The following is a 23,236-nucleotide window of genomic DNA, read 5'->3' as shown; positions in this document are numbered from 1 at the left end:
TAGCCTTGGAGACGCCTGTCGTCTCTTACGGTGCGATCTTGTTTTGAACCTGTTTCACTCAAAAAGCCCTGCGGGTTAACCCGCAGGGCTTTTTGGTTCTTCGCCGTCAATCCTGCGACGGATCTCCCACTTCGCCCATGAAGACGATCAGGCCGGTAGTCTTGTCGGCAATGGCGAAGAAAAACGGACGGTTCAGCTTCAAATCGAACGGCTTGGCCGGAGGCGGAGCTCCTCCCGCATCCCCTATGCTTGTGACGGCAGCCGCTTCCGTTCCTTCCTCGTTCACCTCGACAAAGCTGTCCTGCGTGACGAAGCTGACGTAATTTTCGCCGGGTGCCGCGCCGGAAGCGGCCAGGCCGCCGAGCTCGGCCTTGGCCGGGTCGAAAGCGTCCGGCATGCCGAGTTCGGATAAAGCGTCGTTCAGCTGCAGCTTGTCCTTGAGCTTGAACCGCGGCAGTTCGATACTCCCTTCGCTTTTGGACAGATTTCGGCTCCACTGCTCGAACTTGGGCAGATGCTGCCGTTTGAATTCGTCCAGCGACCGCTCTTCGTCGGGCAGGGCCAGCACCATCCCGAAGTTCTCCGACTCCCCGTACGGCAGACGGATGGCTTGGAAGCCCTCTGCGTCCAGATACGCGTATTGGCCGCTTTGGCGCATCGTCGGTACTCTCACGGACTCTCCGCCGGCCGTCTCAAACGGAAGCTCTTCCGTCTGCGATTTCTCGAACGGTTCGGTCCAATCGCCTTTGAAATACATGGCGTTCATCAGCAGCAGGACCAGATCGCCGCTCAGCGGGGATTCGAGCACTTTCGGAATACGGCCGGCCGTATTGTCCGACGCCCATTGGTTCATGATGTCAACGGATTTTGGAGACGAGAAATCGAGCACCTGAATTTGCGCGGCATAATTTTCCTCCATTTGCGATACATAGTCCGGATTCAACGCGAACCCTTCCCGGCTCCAAAGCGAATTGGCAACGGCCATCTGCACCGACGGATCCGATCCTCTCAGCAGATCTCGTAGCACTTTCTGCCCTTCGTTCAACGCTTCCGGAGACATCCCGTTCAGCTGCAGCGTTCGGTCCATCTGCCGTTCCGTTTCGCCTTCCGCGCCGGCTTTGAGCATCGACAAAGCGATCGACAGTCCCGCCGGGGAGACCATCCGGTTCGGACCGACTTCGTCTTCGCCCGGCTGCTTTTCCAGCATGGCGTAGAAATCCAGCGCGAACGCGTTCATCGACGCCGCAAGTTTGGGGTCGGCATCTTTTCCCGTGTAAGTCGACTTGTACGACAGCGATTCAACCGGGTACGGGCTGTTTGAGCAGCCTCCCGATGCAGTCAGCATTACTGCGGCCGTCAGCGTACAAACTGCCTTCTGGGGTCGTTTGTTCTTCTTCCCGATGATGCATCCCTCCTTGATTTGCAGATCCGCCGGTTCTCGGCCTGCGAACCTGTTCTTCCTTTATCAACGAACGGAGAAGAAAAAATGTTGCTTGAAATGGAAAAATAAAGGCAGAGGTTCATAAAAAAAAGCCCGGCTCCGATCCGCAGATCGGGCAGGCTTTCTACGAAATATAGCGATTCCCTTATTCGCTTTCTCCGCGCCTGGTTCCGGCGGGGCTGCCGAAACGCAGCCTTGCTTCGTTCAGTACGCGTTCCACTTCGCCCGCAGAGACCGGTTTGCCGATAAAGTCGTCCATTCCGCCCTGCAGGCAGCGGTCGATCTCTTCTTGGCGTACAAAAGAACTGACCCCGACAATCAGCGGATGATGCCCCGGAAGAAGATGGGTCCGGATCTGGCCGACCGCTTCGATCCCGTCCATGCCGGGCAGCTGCACATCCATAAAAATCAGATCGTAATCCTTGGCGAGCGCCTGACGGACCGCGCTTTCGCCGTCTTCGGACAGATCGGCGCGGCATCCGAAGCGGGCCAACATCGCTTGGAGCACTTTAAGATTCATCGGGTGATCTTCGACCGCCAGAATACGCAGTTCGCGTGTTTCTATCCGGGTTCCCAAACCGGGCGGTTTCCCGGCAGTTTCATGGATCTTTCCCTCCGTTTGGTAGCCCGAGAGGAACAGCCGGCCTTCTTCTTCCGGAAGCAGGAAACGCAGCAGGAACCGGAAAGTCGCGCCTTCGCCTTCTTCGCTGTCCACGGAAATCGTGCCGTCCATCAGCTCGACCAGTTTGCGGCTGATCGATAATCCGAGCCCGGTACCGCCGTATTTGCGGTTCAGGATCGGATGCAGCTGGGAGAACGGCTGGAACAAACGATGCTGCTTCTCTCCCGCAATCCCGATCCCCGTGTCTTTCACCGAAAATTCAATCCAGATTTCGTTCGGAGCGCGGAATGCCTTGGGCGCGGCGCAGAGGGTCACGCTGCCGCTGTCGGTAAACTTGACCGCGTTGCCCACCAGGTTGATCAGCACCTGGCGAAGCCGCTCGCTGTCTGCCAGAACGACCGAAGGAAGCCGATGCACGCTTTCGTCCGTCACGAATTCGAGCGCAAGCTTCTTCTCCGATGCACGAGGCATAAACAGCTGAACCACATTGCCCAGCACTTCGCGCAGTTCGATCGGCTCGGGTTCGATTTCCATGCGTCCCGATTCAATCTTGCTGATATCCAGAATTTCGTTCAGAATCTTCAGCAGCGCATAGCTGCTCTCGTGAATGATCTCGACATACTGCCGCTGCTCGCCCTGCAGCCCGCTCTCGCGCAGCAGATCGGCCATGCCGATAATGCCGTTCATCGGAGTCCGCAGTTCGTGACTGACAATCGACAGGAACTCCGACTTGGCCTGATCGGCCCGTTCCGCGGATTCTTTCGCCCGAATGATTTCTTTCTCCCCCGTCTTGTCCCGGAAGACGAGTACGGCTCCTTTGTTTTCTCCGCGGTCCAGAATCGGCGTTACCTGATAGGAAGCGAGGAAGCTTCCTCCGTCTTTGCGCCAAAAAACGGCCTCCGGCTGCGCATGAGCCACACCGGAATCCAGCGCGTCCAGCAGCGCCGTGATACCCGACTGGTAGGCGCTCTCCTGGGTCTTGGCCTGACGCAGCATCTCGGCGTAGGAACGTCCGATCGCTTCCCCGCCTTCGTAGCCGAGCATGGCTGCCGCTGCCGGATTGGTGAACATGATCCGGCCGGCCGGATCGAAGCCGACGATGCCTTCGGATACCGTGTTGAGCAGCAGCGAATGCTGATAGCTTAACGCTTCGATCTGCGCCGTATACTGCTTGCGTTCCGTAATATCGGTAATGATCGCATAGATGCCGCTCTGGTCTTTTTTGGAACCGATCGGAACATAAGCTACGCTGATATGGCGAAGCCTTCCGTCACGCCGGTGAAACGAAGTCTCGAATACGCGCGATTCCCCGTTTTTGGCAGCCCGGAAATGGTCCCGCGACGTTCCGGCGTATTCTTTGGGCTGGAGCACTCCGATACGCACACGGGTGATCTGCTCGCGCGTATAGCCGCTCATCGCTTCCATGGCCGGATTGACGGAGAGAATGCGCCCTTTCATATCCATGGAAATGATGCCCGAATTATGATTGAGGAACAAAGAGCGGTAGCGGCTCTCGCTGCTTCGCAGCTTCTCTTCGATCCGGACGCGTTCGGTCACGTCCTGCACGATGCCGATAATCTGCAGAGGTTCTCCCGTCATGCTGTCTTTGGACACTTCCCAGACTCCGTAAATCGTTTTTTCCCTGCCTCCCGGCAGCACGATTCGGTAAGTAAGTTCCCCGTCGCGTCCGCCGTTCAGCGCCGATCCGATCCGTTCCGCCGCATGCTCGCGGTCCTGGGCATGAATAGCCGCCAGGAAAGAGTCGGCGTTCTTCTCGACCGGCTGAATCGAGTAATCGAAAATCTCCCGCATTTCGCGTGAAAAGAACAGTTTATCCTGCTGAATATCCCAATGCCAGGAACCGATGCTTGCCAGCTGCTGGGCCTTTGCCAAAATGGTATCGTTCATTTTCCGTTCGGTGATGTCTCTTGCAATTACGAGTACCCGGCTGACCTCGCCTTTGGTATTGCGAATCAGACGAAAAGACGTATCGACCCAGCGCACGCTTCCGTTTTTGTGCAGTACACGGCGCTCGAAACTCCGATTTTCCGCAAAAAGGGTCCCTTCTATCTTCATCTTGGTTGCATCCCCGGAATGGTAAAAAGCCGTCCGGTTGCGTCCGAGCATTTCTTCCACTGTATAGCCCAGCGTGTGTTCCACGGAAGGCGAGACGTACAGGAGCGTTCCGTCCGGTTTGCTGAAAGAGATCATATCCGGCGTATTTTGCGTAATCAGCTTGTACATCTCTCTTGTCCGGTCTTCCGCTTCGTCCACAAGATTCGAGATGTCGTCCAGATAAACAAGAATTAGCGGATCGTCGCCTTCTTCCGGCAGTTCGCATTCCACCTTTATCCAGGCGGTTTCGCCGCTGCGGCGTAAGAGCCGGATCCGTAGCGGCCCGAAAGCCCGGGGCGCGTGCAGCCATTCCGCCAGCGATTCCAGCAGATCGGCTTCCGTGTCGGGATCGGCGCGCAGGACGGTACTGTAGCCGCCTCCAAGCAGCTCTTCCGTGTCCCAACCGAAAATACGGCCCATGGCCGGGTTTGCACCGATGCAGCGGCCCGAAAGGTCCAGGATCAGCACACCGGTTGTCATTTTGTTATACATACGTGAATAAACGGATAAGTTTGGATGATAAGGCGAAGTCAAGGTCATTCTCCTTTGATAAAAAAGCTCATTCTGTCTTTGCTTGCACGCTCCTAATGGTTTACCCATAATCGGCCGCTTTCTAATCGAAGACGATCCGGATCGGGCAAATTCGCCGGCCGGATTCGACTTTTGGTCGGCCTCTTGGCATCGGTTTCGATTACAGCATAGAATCTTCTTCCCTTTTATGAGTGGGAGATGCCAGTTTTTTCTGTTTTTTTGTAGAATAATGTCGTAAAGTTTGATTTTCTCTTTGTAAAGCGTGTGCAAAGTCCGCTATATTAAAAAGAATAGAAATCTTCGGCGAGTGTAAATCCCCAGCGGAAACCGCCGTCCATCCACAAGGAGGAGCCCATGAAACGAATCAAACCTTCCCTGTCAGCCAAATCCACGAAGGCGCCTCCGCCCGCAGCGGACAGCGCCCCGGACACTCGGGAACCCGGAGAAGAGCAAATCTCGCTTCTGCCGCTCCAATTTGTGCTGCCGCTTCTGCGGGAAATGGACGAAGCGGCGAAGCGAAAGATGGCTCAAACCCTCGACTTTGCTTTTGCCAAAAGGAACACCCGCAAATGGCCGGAAGCGCTGTTCGCCAAGTCGATGCTTGATCTGGCCGCCCAGGCCCGGGGCAGCCGCGAACTGCGCGCCCGCCTGGCCGCCGCGCTGCTGGCCGAGCTTCGACCGCTGCTTCAAGCGGCAGGATCGGACTTAACGCCGGAACATTTCGACGAAGATCCAGGCAGCCGGGTCGCCAAGTACGGCAAATGGCACAGCTATTGGGCTCTGTATTTCCAAACCGGCGCAGAAAGCGAAAGCGTCGATCGGGAGAGGCTCGAACGATTGGCCGCAAGCGATGCCGGAAGCTCTCCCGCTCCTATGGGCAGCGAGCACGAAGCGAAGACGAATTCGGCGGCAGCCGCAAGCGAAACTTCGGAGCAGCGCCGGATCGAGAAGCTTAACCGCCGGATCGAAATGCTGGAGCAGCGCTGCCGCGCAGAAGAAGAGCGTGCGCGCCGCGCCGACAAAGAAGCGCTGGATTCCCGGCGGGACGCAAGCAGACTCCGGGAGCAAACCGAAAGTCTGGTGCGGGAACTCGAAGCCGAGAAACGCCAGAACCGCCGTCTGGCCGAAGAACGCGAAGAAACCGCCGGCCGGCTCGCGGAGCTTAAACGAAACTACAGGCAGGAGCGCAGCCGGACCGAAGAGGAGCTGGCCGATCTGCGGAGAAAGATGAAAGAAGCCGAACATGCCCTGGAGGTCCGGGCGTCCCGCGGAGAATCGGAAGAAGGATTCCCGGCTCGCCCGGCTTACGGAAACGGAGAACCCTCCGTCCGTACCTCGCCGCAGCCCGCTTCTTCGAATGCGGCCGCAGAGGCAGGTTCGGACGAAGCGGAAGAACTGTTCAGCCGCTTCGGCGCGCTGCTGCGTCAGGATATGCGCTTCGCTTCCGCCGGTATGCCCGGCGGAAGCGAAGCGGGCGACCTGGAAGCGCGGACGCTGCTGCGCCGTGCGCTCGATCTGCTCGACGCCGTCGATGCGTACGCCGCAGGCCGGCGTTTGACAGGCGGTATTCCGGCGGCTCTGCCGGAAGCCGGAGCCGGCGTTTTCCCGCGCGGGATCGAAACGCCGCAGCCGCAGCAGAAACCGAACGCGGAAACTGCTTCTTCCATGGAAAAGTCACGCAGCGAAACCTTTTCCATGGAAGAAGCGCTGGAACAGGTCGGTTCCGAAGCCGCTCCGGGGCTCGGCGGAACGTTCCATCGACGGGATCACGGCGGATATATCGTGCTGGAGACCGGAGAGACGTTTAATATTACCGAGTCGATGGTGTACAAGCACCGGCTTCAGCACGAAGCCGAAGTCTGGTGCACCCCGCGCGAGGACGGCCATGGAGGGACGCAGTACGAAATCGAGCTGCTGTTCCAGGGAGACGATGCGTATTCCCCCGTACGCCAATACAACGGGTATGTGGAACTGGGGGAACACGAAGTGTGGTATGCGGTCGATATGAACGATGCCGACCGCCGTTATCCGATCCATGCCAAAGACCTGGATATCCAGCGCCCCGCAGATGGGGCTCCGTGTATCTTCAATGTCGGCGAAGAAGAAACGGTGGCCCGCCTGGCCAGGGTCTACCGCGATTTCTCCGATCCGGAAGCGGCACCCCGCCGGGATCCGGCCGCTGCGCGGCAGAGCGTCCCCGCTTCGTCCAAGCCTAAAAAGGAAGGTCGCAAAAGCAGACCCGAGCCTTTCCTCGAAGGATGCACGATCGTCGTATTGGGCGGCCAGCGCAAATGGTTCGAAGACGTGGTGGTCGAGAGCGGTGCGACTTACGTCCACGAGAACGGAGAACGTCCCGATCTCGTCGCGTCCGATCTGCGGCGTGCGCAGGCCCTGTTCCTGTTGATTACGTCGACCTCGCACCGTGCTTCGTGGGAAGGCGTCGAACTGGCCAAAACCTCCGGCGTCCCTTACTTTATTATTCAGGGTTCCAAATCCAATCTGCGCAGTATGCTCTGGGAGAACCGCGAAGAGATCCTTCACGCCAACCGCGGGGATGAGAAACACGAATAACGGAACCGGCCGCATCATCAATCGAAAAAGCTCCGCCCTGCGCGTATCGACGGATCGATGCCGCGCAGGGCGGAGCTTTTTTGGGATTTGCTTTTGCCAAAAAGAAATCTACACATGCATTCGGACTTCGGTAGGCGTCGGCGCGTACTCTTCGTAAGACAAAGCGATATGCGCCGCGTCCAGCGGCTGTCGATCGATAATGGCTTTGCGCTTGGCCTTCAGCACGATCTGCTCGATATCCGCGAAGCTGCAGCCGCCGAGCAGCCGGCAGGCTTCGGCTTCCGCTCCGTTTTGGCAGCCGAATTCCCCGATCAGCAGCCGGATATAATGCCGCCGGTCCTGCTCGTTCGGCAGCTGATAGGTCATACGCGTATCGAACCGGCGCCAGATGGCGGGATCAAGCTCGGTTTCCAAATTGGTCGCCGCCATGAAAATACTGACATCGCCGAATTCGTCCAGACACTGCAGCAGCGTATTGACGGCCCGCGCCATTTCTTTGACCTCGTCTCCGCTCTCGCGGGTACGGGCTACCGCATCGAATTCGTCGAGAAACAGTACACAGGGGACAGCGCGCGCATAATCGAATATTTTGCGGATATTGCTGCCCGTCTCACCCAGATGACTGTGAATCAGCGCATCCAAGCGAACCAAAATCAGAGGCAGTCCCAGAGACGCCGCCACGTGAAAAGCGGTCAGCGTCTTGCCTGTCCCCGGTGGTCCGTACATCACGACTTTGTTCGGAATCGGCACATCATGCTGCTCGAATTCTTCTCTCATCTCCAGAATCTGCATGAATTCCTCGACAATGCGTTGGTTGCGCTCCGGCAGCACCAGATGCTTCACCTTGCGCGTACAATCTCCGGCTTCGTAAACGGTCGCCATCTCGGTCCCTTTGGACTTCGGCAGCCGTGCGGTCATTGCGGATTTTCCCACTGCGGACAAGCTCCTCTCGCTGCACTGCTATAGCTGCGCCCTGCAGGCGTTTGTTTAATAGTAATCATTACTATTTAACTACGGATCAGGCTTGGTGTCAACGCACGACGCAAAAAGACGCTTTCCCGCTGCACCGGTTCCGGGGTGCGGGAAAGCGTCTTTGTTTTTTGGCAGGAGAAAAAAAACGGAGCAGGACGGAACGCTCATACATTCGACTCCGGATCTATCTGCATGAAGCAGCCGGTCAAGTCGGTCCGGCCGCTTCCGCCGTTACACTCCCGTTCATCCGTTTGCCGTTGGCCCACACAATGACTGCGGCAATCAGCGCAAGCCCCGTGCAGCAGCCGAATACCGCCGGATAGGAGAAGATCTGCGCGACCCATCCCAACGCCAGCCCGCCGAGCGCAAAGCCCAGGTCGTACGACGACATGAACAAACCCATCAGCGTATAACGGGCTTTGGCCGGCAGGGCAAACGACAGATACGTGGTCAGCGTCGGATACAGGAACGCAAGCGAGATTCCGCTGCATACCGCCGAGACGTACAGCAGAAGTCCGAGTGTCTGCGGCATCGCCAGAATCTGCGTTCCCGCCGCCGAACACAGCAGCAGCCCCGCGATCAGCGAAGAACTCCAGCGTCCGTCGGACGGAATCTTTTTGCGAAAAACAAACCGGCACAGCACGACTACCGCCCCTTGAACCGCCAGATACCCGCCCGCGTTTCCGATTCCCGAAGAGATCATATACAGCGGCAGGAATGTGGCTGTCGCGCCGAATACGCACGAAATCAGCAGCATGACCAGCGTACTGACGCCAAGCGCGCGGCTGCGCCGAATCTCGCGGAACGAGCCGAGCATGCCGCGCAGCGTATACGAACCCTGCCGCTCGGACGCTCCGGGCAGCGGAAGCGCAAGACCGGCGAGTACCGCCGCCGCGGCCAGGAGCAGCATGAATCCGCCGAAGCCGCAACTTCCGCCTCTCTCCCACAGTTCGACCGCGAGCAGCGGACCGGCCAGCGAAGGCAGCATGGTCGAGAGCGTATAGAGCGACAACCCCTGCCCCCGGTCGCGTCCGTCCAGCTTCTCCACAATGCCCGCCTGCATAGTCATGGAAAAGAAAGCGGTCACCGCTCCCTGCAGCGCCCGCAGCCAGACGTATCCGCCGATATCCGAGATCGCATACAGCAGCAGCGTGAGTACATGTACCGCAAGCAGCCCGCGCATGGCGGCGAGCGGCCCGAACCGGCCGATCCACTGCCCGGCGAGCGGACGCAGCAGCATGCAGGTCAGCATATACGTCCCCATCATCAGACCGATTCCGCCCGATTCCAATCCCGCTTCCGCGCCGCGCAGAGGAAGGATAACGGTCAGTACCGAATTGGCGAAAAAGAAGATGAACGCAAGCGCGTACAAACGTATGAATCCCGCCGAAGAAGGCCCGGTACGGCTCACCTGAGTCCCTCCCTGCTCAAGCCCGGTAAGCGACTTTGCCGTTCACGACGGTCATAAGCGCCCGGGCTTCCGTAAGCGCTTGTTCGCCTGCGGCAATATCGCGGTCCAACACGGTGAAATCGGCGGCGAAACCGACTTGAATCCGTCCGCGTTCGCCGGCTTCGGCCGCCGCAAGCGCGCTGCCTTCCGTGAACAGCCACAGCGCCTGCTGCAGGCTAAGCCGCTCCTGCGGCAGATAGCCTTCCGCCGGTTCGGCACGGTCCGGACGGCGCCGGGCAACCGCCGCGTGCAGCCCCAGCAGCGGATTCAGCGGCTCGATCGGCGCGTCGCTGCCTCCGGCGCAGACGATACCCGCGTCGATCATCTTTTTCCACGCGTACAAATAATCGGTCCGCTGCGGTCCGACCCGATCCAGTACCCACGGAAAATCGCTGACGACGAAGCGCGGCTGGATATCGGCAATCAGCTGCAGCTTCGTCATGCGTTCCAGCAGCGCCGCATCCAATACCTGCGCGTGGATGAAACGGTCCGGCAGCGCCGTAATGCCCGCAAGCGGATAAGCTTCCATCGCGCCGAGCGTCAAATCCGCCGCACCGTCGCCGATCGCATGCACGGCAATCGGAAATCCGAGCGACCGCGCGCGGGCCGTGATCGCGTGCAGCCGCTCCCGGGCATGAATCGCCATTCCGCTCGTGGTCGGCGCATCGTGGTAAGGCGCGTTAAGGAGCGCCGTCCGGCCTCCGATCGCTCCGTCGGAGAAAATCTTCGCCGCGCCGATCCTCAGCCATTCGTCGCCGTCACCCGCTGTCAGCCCGAGCGCTTCCGCTTCGTCCAGATAGTCGTGGAAGATAAGGTGATGCGAGCGAAAGTGCAGTCCTTCTTCGCGCAGCTCATGGTGAATACGCCGCATCACGTCGATTCCGCCGAGATAGCGCAGATCTTCCGTATGCGCCGCGGTCAGGCCCAGGCTGAGCGCAGATTCGCAGGCGCGGCGGATCGCCGCTTTTTTGTCCGCGTAATCCGGCTTCGGCTGCACGGCTGTCAGCAGCTTGGACGCTTCTTCGTAGAGCCAGCCGTCCAGTTCTCCGGACTCGCCCCGTCCCAGCGCGCCGGAAAGCGGATCGGGCGTGTCTGCGGTAACGCCTGCACGGCGGAACGCTTCGCGGTTGGCGAGAAAAGCATGGAAGCAGGTGCGCGTCAAATACAGCGGGCGGCTGCCGGCCGCTTCGTCCAATTCGTCAATCGTCGGAGCTTCGGCCGGCGTGAAGGCGTTCTCGTTCCAGTTAAGCCCGAAGATCCATTCGCCTTCCGGCGTCTTCGCCGCACGTTCGCGAATCTGCCAAAGCATCTGCTCTTTGGAGGCCGTCTCCGAAAAATCCAGAGCCGCAAGCTTCACGCCCTGCATCGACAAATGCATATGCGAGTCGGTCAAGCCGGGCAGTACGTTTGCCCCTGCCCAATCGACGACTTCGCAAGATCGGCCCGACAGCTGGAGCGCAAGTTCCGCCGAGGTCCCGATCGCCCGGATCCTGCCGTTCTCCGTATAAATCGCGTCCGGACTTCCTTCCGAAGCTCCGAGGCCGATCCGGCCGTTTTTGAACAAGGTTCCCTGCGTTTGCTGCTGTGTCATATCTTTCTTCCTTTCTTCATCCGTTTTGCGTTTGGCCTATCCAACGTCCCGTTCGCTTCTCGTCCAAGTTTATCATATGCGGCCGAACCCGGCACCGGCGCGGATAGACGTTTACAAAAAGCGGCTTTGTTTTTGACACCCGGCATACACTGTCTCTTTACAATGGCAGAAGCCTGCCGGCTCTTTGGCCGGTATTCGCGGAACTTTTTACATAGGAAGCCCGGAACCCAAATCGATCGATCCGGCACCCACAAAGGAGAATTTACATGAATACGAATCGCCGCAAACAAACCCTATCCGGAAAAATCCGCCGCCTCCTGCTGGGAGTCGGCACGCTTACGCTCGCTTCGGGCGTACTGACGCTGAACACGCCTCCCCTGCACGCCGCTTCGAACGAAGTGCAGCTGCGCACCGCCGTTCAGAACATGCTGGGCAAAGCCACATGGAATTCGGCGGCGGGCAGCGTGGAAGTTCGGGCCGAGGGAATCGCCGCCATGTTCAAGCTCGGCGGTTCCTCCATGACGCTGAACGGCAAAACCGTCAAGCTCGATAAAGCCCCTTACGTCGATAAAGGCCGGGTATATATCCCGCAGTCGGCACTGGACGCTCTGCTGGGCGCGGCGGCGTCCGCGCAGAACCGGACAGGCTTCGCCCTGACCGCTTCGTTCCCTATGCCTTCCGGCAAAGCCGAGATCGCTTCGTCCACGCCTGACGGACAACGCCTGATCGTGACGGAAGCCGACAAAGGCAGTATCGGCGTGCTGGACATCTCCGATGTCGCCCGGACCTCGCTGCTGAAAACGGTCAGCTTCAAGTCGCTGTCCGAAGCGGCGGAAGTGACAAGCGTCGCGGTCATGCCGGACGGCAAGTACGCGCTCGCCGCCGTCCGCGGCGGCGACACGATGCAGCTTGCGAACCCCGGATTTCTGGCCGTCGTCGATCTGGAGACCTACAAAATCGCCAAAACGTACAAGCTGGGTATCGGGCCGGATTCGATCGCGATTTCGCCGGACGGCAAATACGCCGTGATCGCGATCGAGGACGAAGAACTCGATCCGAAGACGGAAGAATTCGATTATCCGAACGCCAAGCGTCCGGGCAGTATCGCCGTGATGGAGTTTGCCGGCAGCGACGCGCTGAGCGGCACGCTGACCGATCTTCCGGTCGATCTGAGTACCGTGAAAGGCGCCGTTTATCCGCACGAGCCGCAGCCGGAGTACGTCGCGATCAATAAGGACGGAACGATGGCGGCCGTTACGCTGCAGGAGAACAACGCGATCGCTCTCGTCGACCTCGCTTCCAAAAAAGTAACGAAGGTATTCGCTCTCGGCACGACCAAGCATGCCGCCGACCTCAAAGACGACGGCGTCATCTCGTTCTCCGACACGATGACCGGACGTTTCGAACCCGACGGAATCGCTTTTACGCCGGACGGCCGGCATCTGATTACCGCCAATGAAGGCGATCTCGGCGGCAACGAGTTCAAAGACGGCGTAAGCGCCGGAGGCCGGGGCATCGCCGTATGGAGTCTGGACGGCAAACTCGTCTACGACAGCATGAGCCTGGTCGACGAAGCCACGGCCAAAGCCGGTCTGTATCCGGACGATCGCAGCGGCAAAAAAGGCAGCGAAGTCGAAAACCTGACAACGTCCACCGTGAACGGACGTTCCCTGCTGGCCGTTGCGGCGGAACGCGCGGATGCCATCTTGTTCTTCGATATCGAAGACGCCGCGAATCCCAAGTATCTGGGATTGATCAAGACGGCCGGCGAATCGCCGGAAGGCATTCACCGGGTCAACGGACGCGATCTGTTTATCAGTGCGGACGAAAGTACAGGCACCATCAGCTTCTACGCGCCCGTCACCCAATAAACGGAGCACCCGGAACGAATCTGTTTTTCCGAACCGCCGCTTGAACAGCCGACTCGGCAATAAGTCGAATCCATACCAAAAAGCCGGAGTCCCGTTTATGGGACCCCGGCTTTTTGCCGCTCTGCGCCTTTTTGTACAGGCCGCGCGGAGTTGAATCGTCCGGACAGACTCTCCGCCTGCCCGCTCTGCCGGAATTACAGATCCATCAGCCCGTAGACCTGCTTCTCCAGCTTTTTCTTGCTTTGTTCCAGCGTTTTGCGTGCCTGTTCGGAGCGGCGCAGCTCTTCGCGATATTCGGTCTGGAGCTTCTCGAGCCGATCGATTTCCGCTTCGAGGAAACCGATCCGTTCTTGTTCCGCCGCCACGACGTAACGCTCACCCTGCCCCCATTCGCCGTCGGTGCGCAGCGCTTCTTCGGCCATCTGACCCAGCAGACGATCCTGCTTGCGCTTCAAATCGATCAAGCTGACGCTCGACGCCGCATAATTCAGCGTATATTTGATCAGCGCGGAGAAACCCTGACCGCGTTCCCGGCGGGAACTTTCCGCTTCTTCGATCCGGTGCCGGTTATCGGCATACTCTTCCAGCAGTTGATCGAACGATTCGGAAATCGGCGGAAGCTGCATGCTGCTCACGCGCAGCTTGCTCACAAGCGATTCCCGGATATCCGCGATCCGCTTCTTGGAAGCCGCGCGCTCGGTACGCGCCGCTTCCAGCTGCTCCGAGCAGCTGGCCGATTCGCGCTTATAATACTCGATTCGCGAATCTTCCTCCGCCAGCTCGCTCTTAAACGCGCCGTGCTGCTCCGCGCGGGAGCGCCACAAAGCCAGCAGCGAACCGTAATCCGCTTCGGTCTCGTCTTCGGAGACCAGCTCCGGCAGGAACAGCTGTACGAGCAGCAGGGGCAGCCGGCGGCGCTGCGGATTCAGACTGCGATAAATCGCTTTGGGCGCGTTCTTCGCTCCGCCTCCGGGCAGCACATTCAAGAAAGCGGGACTCGCCGATACGACCCGGAAGCTGAGCCTGCGTCCGTACAATTCCGGCATCTCGCCGATCCCGAACAGCCCTTCCGCCGAAGCGAGCAGCGACATGACGGCTTCATAATGCGCGCAGCCCCGCTGATGCTCCAGCGCGGCGAGCAGCAGCTTGACGCCGCTCGGCCGCAGCGGAGCGGCCGGCTCCGACGCCGCTTCGGGTTCTTCGAAGTCCCGTGCGGAACCCAGCAAAGATTCGTATTCGGCATCCGTCAATCCGGCACTTCCGAACGGTTCTTCGGCGGCTTCTCCGGCCTTGTCGAGGCATACCGGCGCTGCGGCCGGCTTATCGCCCGCTCCATCCTGTGGCGCCGAACCGGCGATCTGCCCGTCTTCCCGGATGACATGTCCTTCTTCCGCCGCTTCGTTTTGCGCAGCGGCGGCCGCCGGCGATTCGGCAATGCCCGGCAGATCCAGTATCGGGTCCGTCTGTTCGCTATCCCCGTACTCTTCCGCCGATCCGGTATCGCTTCGCGAATAATCGAAGTCCGAGCCGGCCGTATCCGAGACGTAGGAAGCTTCCGGCAGATCGGTCAGGTCTTCCGGAAGGAACGGCTCAATCCGCCGGATATACTCCTCCCATTCGGACTGCGGAGCCGCGTCCAGCAGACGTCCGAGCCCCTGGATCAGCTGCTCGTTCTGATAATCGATCAGCGCTTCCAGAGCGCTCGCTTCCGGATGTTCTTCCCGGTAACCGAAATACGCGCGGTCTTCTTCGGCCGCCCCGAGCTCGATATGTTCCACGATTCCTCCGGCAAATTCCTCCAGCTCGGCCGCCGTTGTCAGCGGCGCTCCGTGCAGGCGCGAACGTTTGGCAAGTTCCAGCAGAATCGCAAGCCGCAGTTCGTCGTCGTTCCATTCCCGGTAGGCAAGCGCCTTCTCCTGCAGCTGAGCGGCGAACCGCTGGGGTTCGCGTTTGATCCAACCCCGAATCTTGGAAACGAGCAGTTCCTGAACCGCCGTGTCGCAGCACAGCACGTAGACCAATCGAAGTTCGTCGCCGCCCAATTTGCACAATGCCTGGGCAAAAGTATGTCCGTACATGACCCGCCCTCCTTTTATCCGTATCTGTTGTATACCTCCATCATAACCGCTGACAGGGGGTTCGTTCAAACCGCCGCTTCGCTTTCTTCTTTTTTCGCTTGACCTTTGCCGAACGGACGCCTATAATTCAGAATCAACGAAACATTCGGCTTTGACCGGAGTCAATATTCCCCGTGCGCACCGTCCAGAGAGAGAAGCGATTGCTGTGAGCTTCTTCGGTAAGCGGCCCGGAATTACCTCTCCGCAGCCGCGGAAGCGAACGCCGCGCCCGATGCCCGTCCTGAGTGGATGCGCACGGCGGCCGGTAGCCTCCGCCGACCGATCCCCGTTAACGGATCCCAAGTAAGGGTCACGGCTGTTTGCCCGGGAGCGTAAGCCCCCGGAGCCGGGACCGAATGAGGGTGGAACCACGAGCCGAGCGCACTCGTCCCTTTCCGGGGAGAGTGCGTTTTTGCGTTCTCCGGAAGATCGTCTGCGCTCGCCATCCCACTATACTTGGAGGAATGCAGCATGTCCGAACAATTCCCGTCCCTATCCGTCTCCCAAAGCCCATCCGTCTCCGCCTTGATCGAAATCACGTTTCCGAACGGCGATATCCGCCGGGTAGAAGCCGGTACCTCCGTGCTCGAAATCGCCCGCTCCGCCGGCACTTCGCTCGGCAAGAATGCCGTCGCCGCCCGGCTGAACGGCATCCTCGTCGATCTGGGCGAAAAGGTGCGCGAATCTTCTTCGCTCGAGATTCTGCTTCCCGGCGACGAAGACAGCCTGCCGATCTACCGGCTCGGCGCCGCCCATCTGCTGGCCCAGGCGGTCAAACGCCGGTACGGCGATCCGGCGGTCAAGCTCGGCATCGGCCTGCCGACCAAAGACGGCTTTTACTACGACTTCGAGCTGCCTGCCGCTTTGTCCGCCGACGATCTGCCTGCGATCGAACGCGAGATGCGGAAGATCGCCGAAGAAAATCTGCAGATCCGCCGGCGGGTCGTCGAACGCGAAGAAGCCTTGGCCTTTTTCCGGGAGCGCAACGAATCGTTCAAGCTCGAAATGATCGAAGAGGCGCCGGAAGACGAGAGGTTCTCGCTGTATGAGCAGGGCGAATTCACGGATCTGGACCGCGGTCCGCATCTTCCGTCGACAGGGCGGCTCAAAGCGTTCAAGCTGCTCGGCGTCGCCGGCGCCTACTGGCGCGGCGATTCGGACCGTCCGGTGCTGCAGCGGATTTACGGAGCTTCTTTCCCCCGCAAAGAACAGCTCGACGACCATCTGCGCCTGCTGGAAGAAGCGAAGAAGCGCGATCACCGCAAGCTCGGGCGCGAACTGAAACTGTTCATGTTCTCCGACGAAGCGCCGGGCATGCCTTTCTATCTGCCGAACGGGATGCTGCTGCGGACGGAACTCGAAAACTTCTCGCGCGGCATGCAGCTTCGCAGCGGCTACGACGAAGTGCGCTCGCCGTTCATGATGAACCGCCGCCTGTGGCAGGAGTCCGGTCACTGGGACCATTACAAAGACAATATGTATTTTTCCGAAGTCGACGACGAAGCCTTCGCGCTCAAACCGATGAACTGCCCGGGCCATATGCTGATGTACAAAAACGAGCTGCGCTCCTACCGCGATCTGCCGATCCGGATGATGGAGTTCGGCCAGGTCCACCGGCACGAATATTCCGGAGCGCTCAGCGGCCTGATGCGGGTGCGGACGTTCTGTCAGGACGACGCGCATCTGTTCGTGCTGCCGCGCCAGATCGAGGAAGAAATCGGCAAAGTCATGGATCTGATCGACGGGATGTACCGGGTATTCGGCTTCGACTACCGGATCGAGCTGTCGACGCGTCCCGAGGATTCCATGGGTTCGGAAGAATTGTGGGACGAAGCCGAGCATGCGCTGCGCGGCGTGCTGGAAAGCCGGGGCGCGGAATACCGGTTGAACGAAGGCGACGGCGCTTTCTATGGACCGAAGATCGATTACCATGTGCTTGATGCGCTCGGCCGGAGCTGGCAGTGCGGCACGATCCAACTCGATTTCCAGATGCCGGAGAAATTCGATCTGTCGTATATCGGCGAAGACGGGGCGAAACATCGGCCGGTCGTGATCCATCGGGCGATCTACGGTTCGATCGACCGATTTATCGGCATTCTGATCGAACATTACGCCGGAGCGTTTCCGCTGTGGCTGTCGCCGGTTCAAGTCCGCGTCCTGCCGGTATCGGCCCATTACGACGACTATGCCTTCGAGGTCCGCCGACAGCTGCGGGAAGCCGGACTGCGCGCCGAAGCGGACGTCAGCGGCAACAAGCTCGGCTACAAGATGCGGGCCGCCCAGCAGGACAAGATTCCGTACATGTTCGTGGTCGGGGAAAAAGAACGGGAGTCCGGCAGCGTCAACGTCCGGCGTTATGACGATGAAGCGCAGATTCGGATGCCGCTCGGCGGGATCGTCGCCAAGTTGTCGGAGGAAGTACGGGCGCGGCGATAACCGCGCGCGACGTCCCTCCTGTCCGCGAAACAGCCCGACGCAAAGCGGAAACCTGCTTTGCTGCCCGCCTATACGCAGACACAAAAAGCCTTCCGCTTGAGCGGAAGGCTTTTTCGTTTGAACAGAAGGCTTTTCCGGCTGCGCAAACCGAAAAGATTCGGTTTGAACCGCAGCATGCGCGCCGGTTCGTCAAGGCTTTCTGCGCATGAAGAAAGCGCGATTGGCCTGCTCCAATTCCTTGCGTGCCGAGTTGAATTCGGACCATGTCGTCCCTTTTTCGTAGACGGATTCCGCTTTGCGGATCGCGCGGCGCAGGTCGCCGAACGCGGACTGCGGAGTTTCGCCCGAACGGATGCCGGCCGGAAATTCCATCAGCGTCCAGGAATACTTGATCATGTTTTGCAGGTAGAATTTCTCTTCGGTGGCCAGCGGCGGGCCGTCTTCCCTAAGTTCCTTCTCCAGCTCGACATATCGGCTTTCCAAATTGTTTTCGAGCAAATTGACCACGTTGTAATTATAGCCGGCGGACGAAGCCTGCTCGAGCAGCGACGCGGAACGTTCGAACAAACTCAGCGAAGCTTCGTGTCCGGCGGCTCCTCCGTTCGAATTCGCGAGCAGGGACTGAATATTTGCGCGATAAGAGGCTGCTTTCTGCAGATACGCCTGCGCGTCATACGATTTGGTATCACCCAATCGTGCGACGGTGTTCAGAAAAATTTTAAAGCCGTCCACATGTTCTTGGTCCGTGGCCGCATTGGTATTTTTCCAATAGGCCTGCGTATCCAATACGGCTTGAAAGAGGGCGCGATCGTACGGATTCAGGCTGTTGACATCTTCATGCGCTCTAAGATAGTACAGCACATGATACCAGTTCGCCAAATCTCTCGTCACGTTTTGTTTACCCAGATACCGGTCCATATAGGCATTGAGCTTCTGCTCGTAATTTTGGGCCGTCTCGGACAACAAGGCCGACGAAGAATTCGGATCGATCGCCGCCACATACGCCTGCTTCTCCGCCGCGATCAGATCGTAATACTGGTACGAATCGGGATCATAGATGTACGATCCGGTTATGGAGAATACCTGGTCCTGCTTCGCGGCGATTCGGGCCAGTTCGAGTCGAAGAGGATCGTTAAGGTAAGCGATCGATTCCTGCGCCTGTGACGATACTGCCGGCTCCGCCGCCCGGACGGCGGAATGTTGGAAGCCCAGACCCCCCAAGCCGATTGCGGCGACCAGAGCGGTGCTCGAGATCCGGACGAAGACTTTACGATTTGTACTGTTCAATGTACGTCCTCCTTAAAATTGACGGGTTGGGGATTTTTTTGCTTTTGACACGCATCGAATGTATCCAAAACAGGACGGATTCCACTTATCAGCCAAGCGAATGGTTTGACTTTCTTTCCGATCCATTTTCCTCCTATGTATAAATTAATTGCCGAATATTATATAAACCGATTTATATCGTTAGAAGCGAAAAAAAACCCCTATACAAAATTTAATATTTCTTTTTGCCTAAAATAAATTTCAATCCGACTTGCAACTTTCTTCTTGATCCTGAAGTCTATAAAGTACTTGAAGTCAAGGAGGCCTCTGTCATGAATAAACGCGGTTTGTTTGTTGTCCTTTTTCTTTGTCTGGGCATGGGCCTGTCCGCATGCGGAAGCCCGGCGGAGCCTGCGGCCAGCCTGGCAGCTCCGGCCTCTGATGCCCAAAGCGGAATGGAAGAGCTGAAGACCGCTTCGTCCCCTGTCCGCAAAATCGAATTCGATATGGACCGGATCGAAAATCCCGCCCTGAACGCCGACATTCGGGCAAGCCTGCTGCAGGTCATGGAAGGCGCGATCGACAACGATTGGGACGAATATGCCGCGGGCTTTATCGACGAAAATACGGCACGGGCAGCGGAGGAGATGAAAGATTTCGGTTACGGCACAAGCGGCGGCCTTCTTTTCAAAGGAGTGGACGGCATTCATCGGGAAGATCACCGGATTGTGTTCACTTTGAACTACGTCACGGACAACGAAAACGGCAAAACCGTTTTTTCGCCGCAGCTCTGGTATATTGCCGACAAGGAGGGGGTATGGAAATTGGGCGCCGTCGACTGACCGATCCGCCCGGCAGTTTCCTTTCGATCAGAATCTTATTTTTTTGAAACGGCAAAAAAGCTCCCCCGCCTAAAAATGCGGAAGAGCTCAGGCTGTCGAGAAAGTCCTATTCGTATGAAATGCTTGTCGGCTGCGGGAGGAATTCGTTCCGGTCGCGTGTTGAAATCGAGAAAAAGGATTGAATTGCAGCGGAATTTTCTCGATTTCAAAGGCGAACACTAGCATAAGCTTTCGAAGTGCATTTCTTCGAAATGCTTTAGTTCCTACCCTGAATTCCTCCCTTCGCCTTCCCGTTTTGCTTGGAGTCTGGCTTTCTCGACGCGTCAAGCTCTCCCACGTAAACATGCGGGAGAGCTTTTTCTGCTGTTTATATCGCGCTTGCTTTTAGGAATTCCGGCTGTTCTTGAACTCCGTCACCGCCGCGGCAAGCTTCGTACGCGCTTCCTTGAGCGGTTCGATCGTTTTCGACGTCTTGAGCGAACGTTCCGCTTTGCCGATCGCGCGTTTGAGCGTGCCAATCTTGGATGCGCCGTACTGCCCTTTTTCTTTGCCTGCGGGAGAATCGAGCAGCGGCCGCGCCTGAACAATTTCTTCCGCCAGCGTCAGTCCTTCGTTCAGGGCATCGTAAGTGACTTTTACACTTGCCTGGGCGGCATCCAACGCATTTTTGCCGGAAGAACGTTCCAGCGCCGAGGCCAACGACTTCGCGGATACGTCGTATGCCTTCTTCAGCTTGTCCGCCGCTTTGGCATAAGAGCCGGCCGCTTCCGTACGCGCTTTGATGTTCGCTTCGTACTGCTTCAGCACGGTGCTGTAATCCGCCGGATTAAACGATTGGATATCGTTTGCTTCGGCGGAACGCAGCAGGAAATATTTATAGGCCGACAAAGCGCCCGCTTCCGTGGAATTGGCGTTCAGGCGATCCTGGGCTTCTCTCAGTCCTTGCAGCGCCAGCTTTCCGGATGCGTCCAGATCGCTCTCGCTGCGTCCGTTTAGAATTTGGGTCTGGGCTTTGGCCAGCGCGCTTGCAATCGTGTTGGCTCCGCCAAGCGCTTCGTCGTTGTAACGGTCGATCGCTTCTTCGAGCTTGCGCGAAGACGAGAATACCCGGTCCGCCGGTGCGTTCGGATCGGAGAAGACTTCGGTCGCCCGGTTGCGCGCTTCGATCAGTTTGATCGACTGCTTCTCGGCCGCGCCGAAAGCCAGGTATTGTTCGGTTTTGAGACCCATGATCTGCAGCTGGAGCAGTGCGCTGCGCGAAGCGGACGCCGATGTCTTATTCGGATCAACCGAAATGACCGGCAGAACCACTTCGGCGTTTCCCGCTGTCGAGCCGGAAGACGTACGGATTTGGGTCGGCTGAAGGTTCGGCGATACGGAAGACGTGTCCGTTAAAGACGTATTTACGGCTGCCGAAGACGGCTGCACCTTCTGCGCCGTATAGGCGGAAGACGTTTGCGTCTGCGCCGATTCCGTACGGGAACCGGCTGATTCGTCGGCGAATACCTGCGGCAGAGCGTACACGCCTCCTGCCGCTATGACCGTTGCCAATACGGCAAACGGCCACTTTTTCGCTTTTCCGGGCTGCTTGTTGTCCATCTTGATGCCTCCCTTATGTACAGCTTCTGTACAGTAGTATGGTTCTACCTCCTTTAAACCAATAAAGTGTCCGCGAACCGAAAAAAAGCCCCTTCTTTTCAGAAAAGGATTGAAAAATTTCTTTAATAGAGTTACGTAGGACAGCCGGGCAGTCGAATCTGCAACCTTAAAGGAGACGCCAACGTCAGAAAAATAACCCGAAAGGAGCTGATATTCCAATGAGAAGATCGCGTGCCCTCGTAGGCCTGTCTATTCTGATCGGGCTGGCCGTTTCCGGTCTGTCGGGATGCACGGAAGACAAGTTGCCCGTTGTACAGCCGCAGGTGACGCAGGAATCTGCCCGGCAGATCCCGGAGCAAACGGACGAGATGAAGATGCGCCAAATCGCTTGGAGCGGCATCCATGAGAACTCCAAGGATACGCTGACGATCGATTGGCGGGAAGCGGAAGTGTCCGTCATCGACGGAACCGACGTTCCGTATCCTCTGATGAGATCCACACTGGAGCAGAAAGACATGCCACCCCGGGTCACACAGGTGATTTTCCCGACAACGCAGGATGCGGTACTCGGGAGGATCATCGTGTATATCGATCCGTCGACCCAAGACACCATCGGGCTGGCGCCGCGCAAGTAAATGCGGAATCTGCAGATCGGACATGCGGCAAAAGCCGGGCAAAAACCCATGCGCGAACGTCACTGCGACGGTCTGCATGGGCCTTTTTGAGGGAAAATCATTTGTGCAATCTGCCGGAATCCGGATCGGAAGCGTGATCGTCGGCATGCGTCTCGGCCTGGGACAGCACCGAACCCGCCAGCGATTTGGCCTTTTTCTCGGACGTTTTGTCGTGAAGCACTTTGGCCGCCAATGCGGACATCTTCTTCGAAGAATGCTTGCCGTCGTGGTTGTTGGACATCCGTATCACCTCCCTATGCTAAGCAATAACCGGATTGGCTTGTGGGAAAACATGGAGGAGGAGTTCTGGGATCGAATACGAACCACTTTTTATTGTTAGAATTTGAAATTTCCGATTTGGTATTTAAAATCCGAATCACGTCGCTGCTCGGAACCTTGGGATTATGATAAATGACGAACGTTCGCGAAAAATGATTCAGGTAATCGGCTTGATGCGATTTTGGAGACAGAATCAGCATCTTGCGCGACAGCTCGGTCTGATACAGATCGAAGACGTCCGATTTGCGCGATTCGTCGAGCGCGCTGTCGAACTCGTCCAATTTCAAAAACGAATGCTATCTTGATCCCCTATTCTCTCAGCAAGTTGGTAATCTCTTCGTTTTCCGTAATCCTTTATTTGATAACACTTTAGAGGAAGAGCAAGTCTTGCAAAAGTGCGAACGTGAAGCTCCCATGAAATCCCCGGGAGGTTCGCACCCCACGCCACATAAGGGATGCAGCAATTGCCCTTGTATTTTTGTCCTATTTTGGGTAGGCTGATTTTGAGGTTCGCACTTTTGGTCTTTAAAAGTCTTGCTGGTTAAGGGCCGGAAGTGGGAACAGTCGCACCCCGTGCGGGTGCGTGGATTGAAACCGGCGCAGCCAACGCAACCGGAACAACCGCATGAGCGTCGCACCCCGTGCGGGTGCGTGGATTGAAACACGGCCCAAGCCGGACCGTTGTTAGAAAACGCCGTGTCGCACCCCGTGCGGGTGCGTGGATTGAAACAGCAAAAAACTCCGCATCCGTGTATCCGTAATAATGTCGCACCCCGTGCGGGTGCGTGGATTGAAACGGGATAAGTTGATCCGCACAGCAGGATCGTGGCAGTCGCACCCCGTGCGGGTGCGTGGATTG

14 protein-coding genes and 1 CRISPR repeat array (1 of these 15 running past the window's edge) are annotated in these 23,236 nt (G+C 58.0%); of the genes, 5 read left to right on the top strand and 9 right to left on the bottom strand.

Annotation, left to right across the window (positions count from 1 at the left end; genetic code table 11):
- Nucleotides 1-106 precede the first annotated feature (106 nt).
- Nucleotides 107-1,345, bottom strand: coding sequence for a serpin family protein (locus HOP44_RS02440; protein ID WP_172250230.1), 1,239 nt, complete (start codon nt 1,343-1,345; stop codon nt 107-109).
- A gap of 241 nt (nt 1,346-1,586) precedes the next feature.
- Nucleotides 1,587-4,712, bottom strand: a complete 3,126-nt coding sequence (locus HOP44_RS02435) for a PAS domain-containing hybrid sensor histidine kinase/response regulator (protein WP_172250228.1) — start codon at nt 4,710-4,712, stop codon at nt 1,587-1,589.
- A 351-nt stretch (nt 4,713-5,063) separates the two neighbouring features.
- Between HOP44_RS02435 and HOP44_RS02430 the strand changes: the two genes are divergently transcribed.
- Complete coding sequence (locus HOP44_RS02430) at nt 5,064-7,280, top strand: hypothetical protein (protein ID WP_172250226.1); 2,217 nt, start codon at nt 5,064-5,066, stop codon at nt 7,278-7,280.
- 108 nt (nt 7,281-7,388) lie between these two features.
- Here HOP44_RS02430 and HOP44_RS02425 read toward each other — a convergent pair whose 3' ends face one another.
- From HOP44_RS02425 to HOP44_RS02415, 3 genes are all read right to left on the bottom strand, one after another.
- Nucleotides 7,389-8,213 carry an AAA family ATPase gene (locus HOP44_RS02425; RefSeq protein WP_425501788.1) on the bottom strand — a complete coding sequence of 275 codons (825 nt, stop codon included), beginning with the start codon at nt 8,211-8,213 and terminating at the stop codon, nt 7,389-7,391.
- Nucleotides 8,214-8,457: 244 nt separating this feature from the next.
- The gene (gene cntE, locus HOP44_RS02420; protein ID WP_172250224.1) at nt 8,458-9,663 is read right to left on the bottom strand and encodes a staphylopine family metallophore export MFS transporter CntE; all 1,206 of its coding nucleotides are present in this window, start codon (nt 9,661-9,663) and stop codon (nt 8,458-8,460) included.
- Nucleotides 9,664-9,679: 16 nt separating this feature from the next.
- Nucleotides 9,680-11,293: an amidohydrolase gene (locus HOP44_RS02415; RefSeq protein WP_172250222.1), complete on the bottom strand. Its 1,614-nt coding sequence runs from the start codon at nt 11,291-11,293 to the stop codon at nt 9,680-9,682.
- Nucleotides 11,294-11,559: 266 nt separating this feature from the next.
- On the opposite strand from HOP44_RS02415, the gene HOP44_RS02410 reads away from it, so the two are divergent.
- Nucleotides 11,560-13,164: a choice-of-anchor I domain-containing protein gene (locus HOP44_RS02410; RefSeq protein ID WP_172250220.1), complete on the top strand. Its 1,605-nt coding sequence runs from the start codon at nt 11,560-11,562 to the stop codon at nt 13,162-13,164.
- A gap of 194 nt (nt 13,165-13,358) precedes the next feature.
- On the opposite strand, the gene HOP44_RS02405 is transcribed toward HOP44_RS02410, so the two are convergent.
- Nucleotides 13,359-15,242 (bottom strand): hypothetical protein, encoded by a 1,884-nt coding sequence (locus tag HOP44_RS02405; protein ID WP_172250218.1) that lies wholly within the window; start codon nt 15,240-15,242, stop codon nt 13,359-13,361.
- A gap of 510 nt (nt 15,243-15,752) precedes the next feature.
- Between HOP44_RS02405 and thrS the strand changes: the two genes are divergently transcribed.
- Complete coding sequence (gene thrS / locus HOP44_RS02400) at nt 15,753-17,717, top strand: threonine--tRNA ligase (RefSeq protein WP_172250216.1); 1,965 nt, start codon at nt 15,753-15,755, stop codon at nt 17,715-17,717.
- A 189-nt stretch (nt 17,718-17,906) separates the two neighbouring features.
- Here the strand turns inward: thrS and HOP44_RS02395 are convergent, their stop codons facing one another.
- Entirely contained in the window at nt 17,907-19,004 is a 1,098-nt protein-coding gene (locus tag HOP44_RS02395; protein ID WP_172250214.1) for a hypothetical protein, read from the bottom strand.
- Nucleotides 19,005-19,315: 311 nt separating this feature from the next.
- Here HOP44_RS02395 and HOP44_RS02390 point away from each other — a divergent pair, with 311 nt between their 5' ends.
- The gene (locus tag HOP44_RS02390) at nt 19,316-19,825 is read left to right on the top strand and encodes a hypothetical protein (RefSeq protein ID WP_172250212.1); all 510 of its coding nucleotides are present in this window, start codon (nt 19,316-19,318) and stop codon (nt 19,823-19,825) included.
- A gap of 384 nt (nt 19,826-20,209) precedes the next feature.
- On the opposite strand, the gene HOP44_RS02385 is transcribed toward HOP44_RS02390, so the two are convergent.
- Complete coding sequence (locus HOP44_RS02385) at nt 20,210-21,424, bottom strand: hypothetical protein (RefSeq protein ID WP_172250210.1); 1,215 nt, start codon at nt 21,422-21,424, stop codon at nt 20,210-20,212.
- A gap of 218 nt (nt 21,425-21,642) precedes the next feature.
- Here HOP44_RS02385 and HOP44_RS02380 point away from each other — a divergent pair, with 218 nt between their 5' ends.
- Entirely contained in the window at nt 21,643-22,059 is a 417-nt protein-coding gene (locus HOP44_RS02380; RefSeq protein ID WP_172250208.1) for a hypothetical protein, read from the top strand.
- 97 nt (nt 22,060-22,156) lie between these two features.
- On the opposite strand, the gene HOP44_RS02375 is transcribed toward HOP44_RS02380, so the two are convergent.
- Nucleotides 22,157-22,339, bottom strand: coding sequence for a hypothetical protein (locus tag HOP44_RS02375; protein ID WP_172250206.1), 183 nt, complete (start codon nt 22,337-22,339; stop codon nt 22,157-22,159).
- A gap of 601 nt (nt 22,340-22,940) precedes the next feature.
- Nucleotides 22,941-23,236: a CRISPR direct-repeat array (repeat unit 32 nt; unit sequence GTCGCACCCCGTGCGGGTGCGTGGATTGAAAC); it runs 732 nt beyond the window's last position.

Origin of the sequence: Saccharibacillus deserti (genome assembly GCF_013618475.1) — a bacterium.
Lineage (GTDB): Bacteria > Bacillota > Bacilli > Paenibacillales > Paenibacillaceae > Saccharibacillus > Saccharibacillus deserti.
This window is presented reverse-complemented; position numbering and strand designations above follow the sequence as displayed.

Coding starts and splice junctions, on each gene's coding strand:
- HOP44_RS02440 (WP_172250230.1), bottom strand. CDS start 1,345: ATGCTGACTGCATCGGGAGGCTGCTCAAACAGCCCGTACCCGGTTGAA.
- HOP44_RS02430 (WP_172250226.1), top strand. CDS start 5,064: ATGAAACGAATCAAACCTTCCCTGTCAGCCAAATCCACGAAGGCGCCT.
- HOP44_RS02415 (WP_172250222.1), bottom strand. CDS start 11,293: ATGACACAGCAGCAAACGCAGGGAACCTTGTTCAAAAACGGCCGGATC.
- HOP44_RS02410 (WP_172250220.1), top strand. CDS start 11,560: ATGAATACGAATCGCCGCAAACAAACCCTATCCGGAAAAATCCGCCGC.
- HOP44_RS02405 (WP_172250218.1), bottom strand. CDS start 15,242: ATGTACGGACATACTTTTGCCCAGGCATTGTGCAAATTGGGCGGCGAC.
- thrS (WP_172250216.1), top strand. CDS start 15,753: ATGTCCGAACAATTCCCGTCCCTATCCGTCTCCCAAAGCCCATCCGTC.
- HOP44_RS02390 (WP_172250212.1), top strand. CDS start 19,316: ATGAATAAACGCGGTTTGTTTGTTGTCCTTTTTCTTTGTCTGGGCATG.
- HOP44_RS02385 (WP_172250210.1), bottom strand. CDS start 21,424: ATGGACAACAAGCAGCCCGGAAAAGCGAAAAAGTGGCCGTTTGCCGTA.
- HOP44_RS02380 (WP_172250208.1), top strand. CDS start 21,643: ATGAGAAGATCGCGTGCCCTCGTAGGCCTGTCTATTCTGATCGGGCTG.
- HOP44_RS02375 (WP_172250206.1), bottom strand. CDS start 22,339: ATGTCCAACAACCACGACGGCAAGCATTCTTCGAAGAAGATGTCCGCA.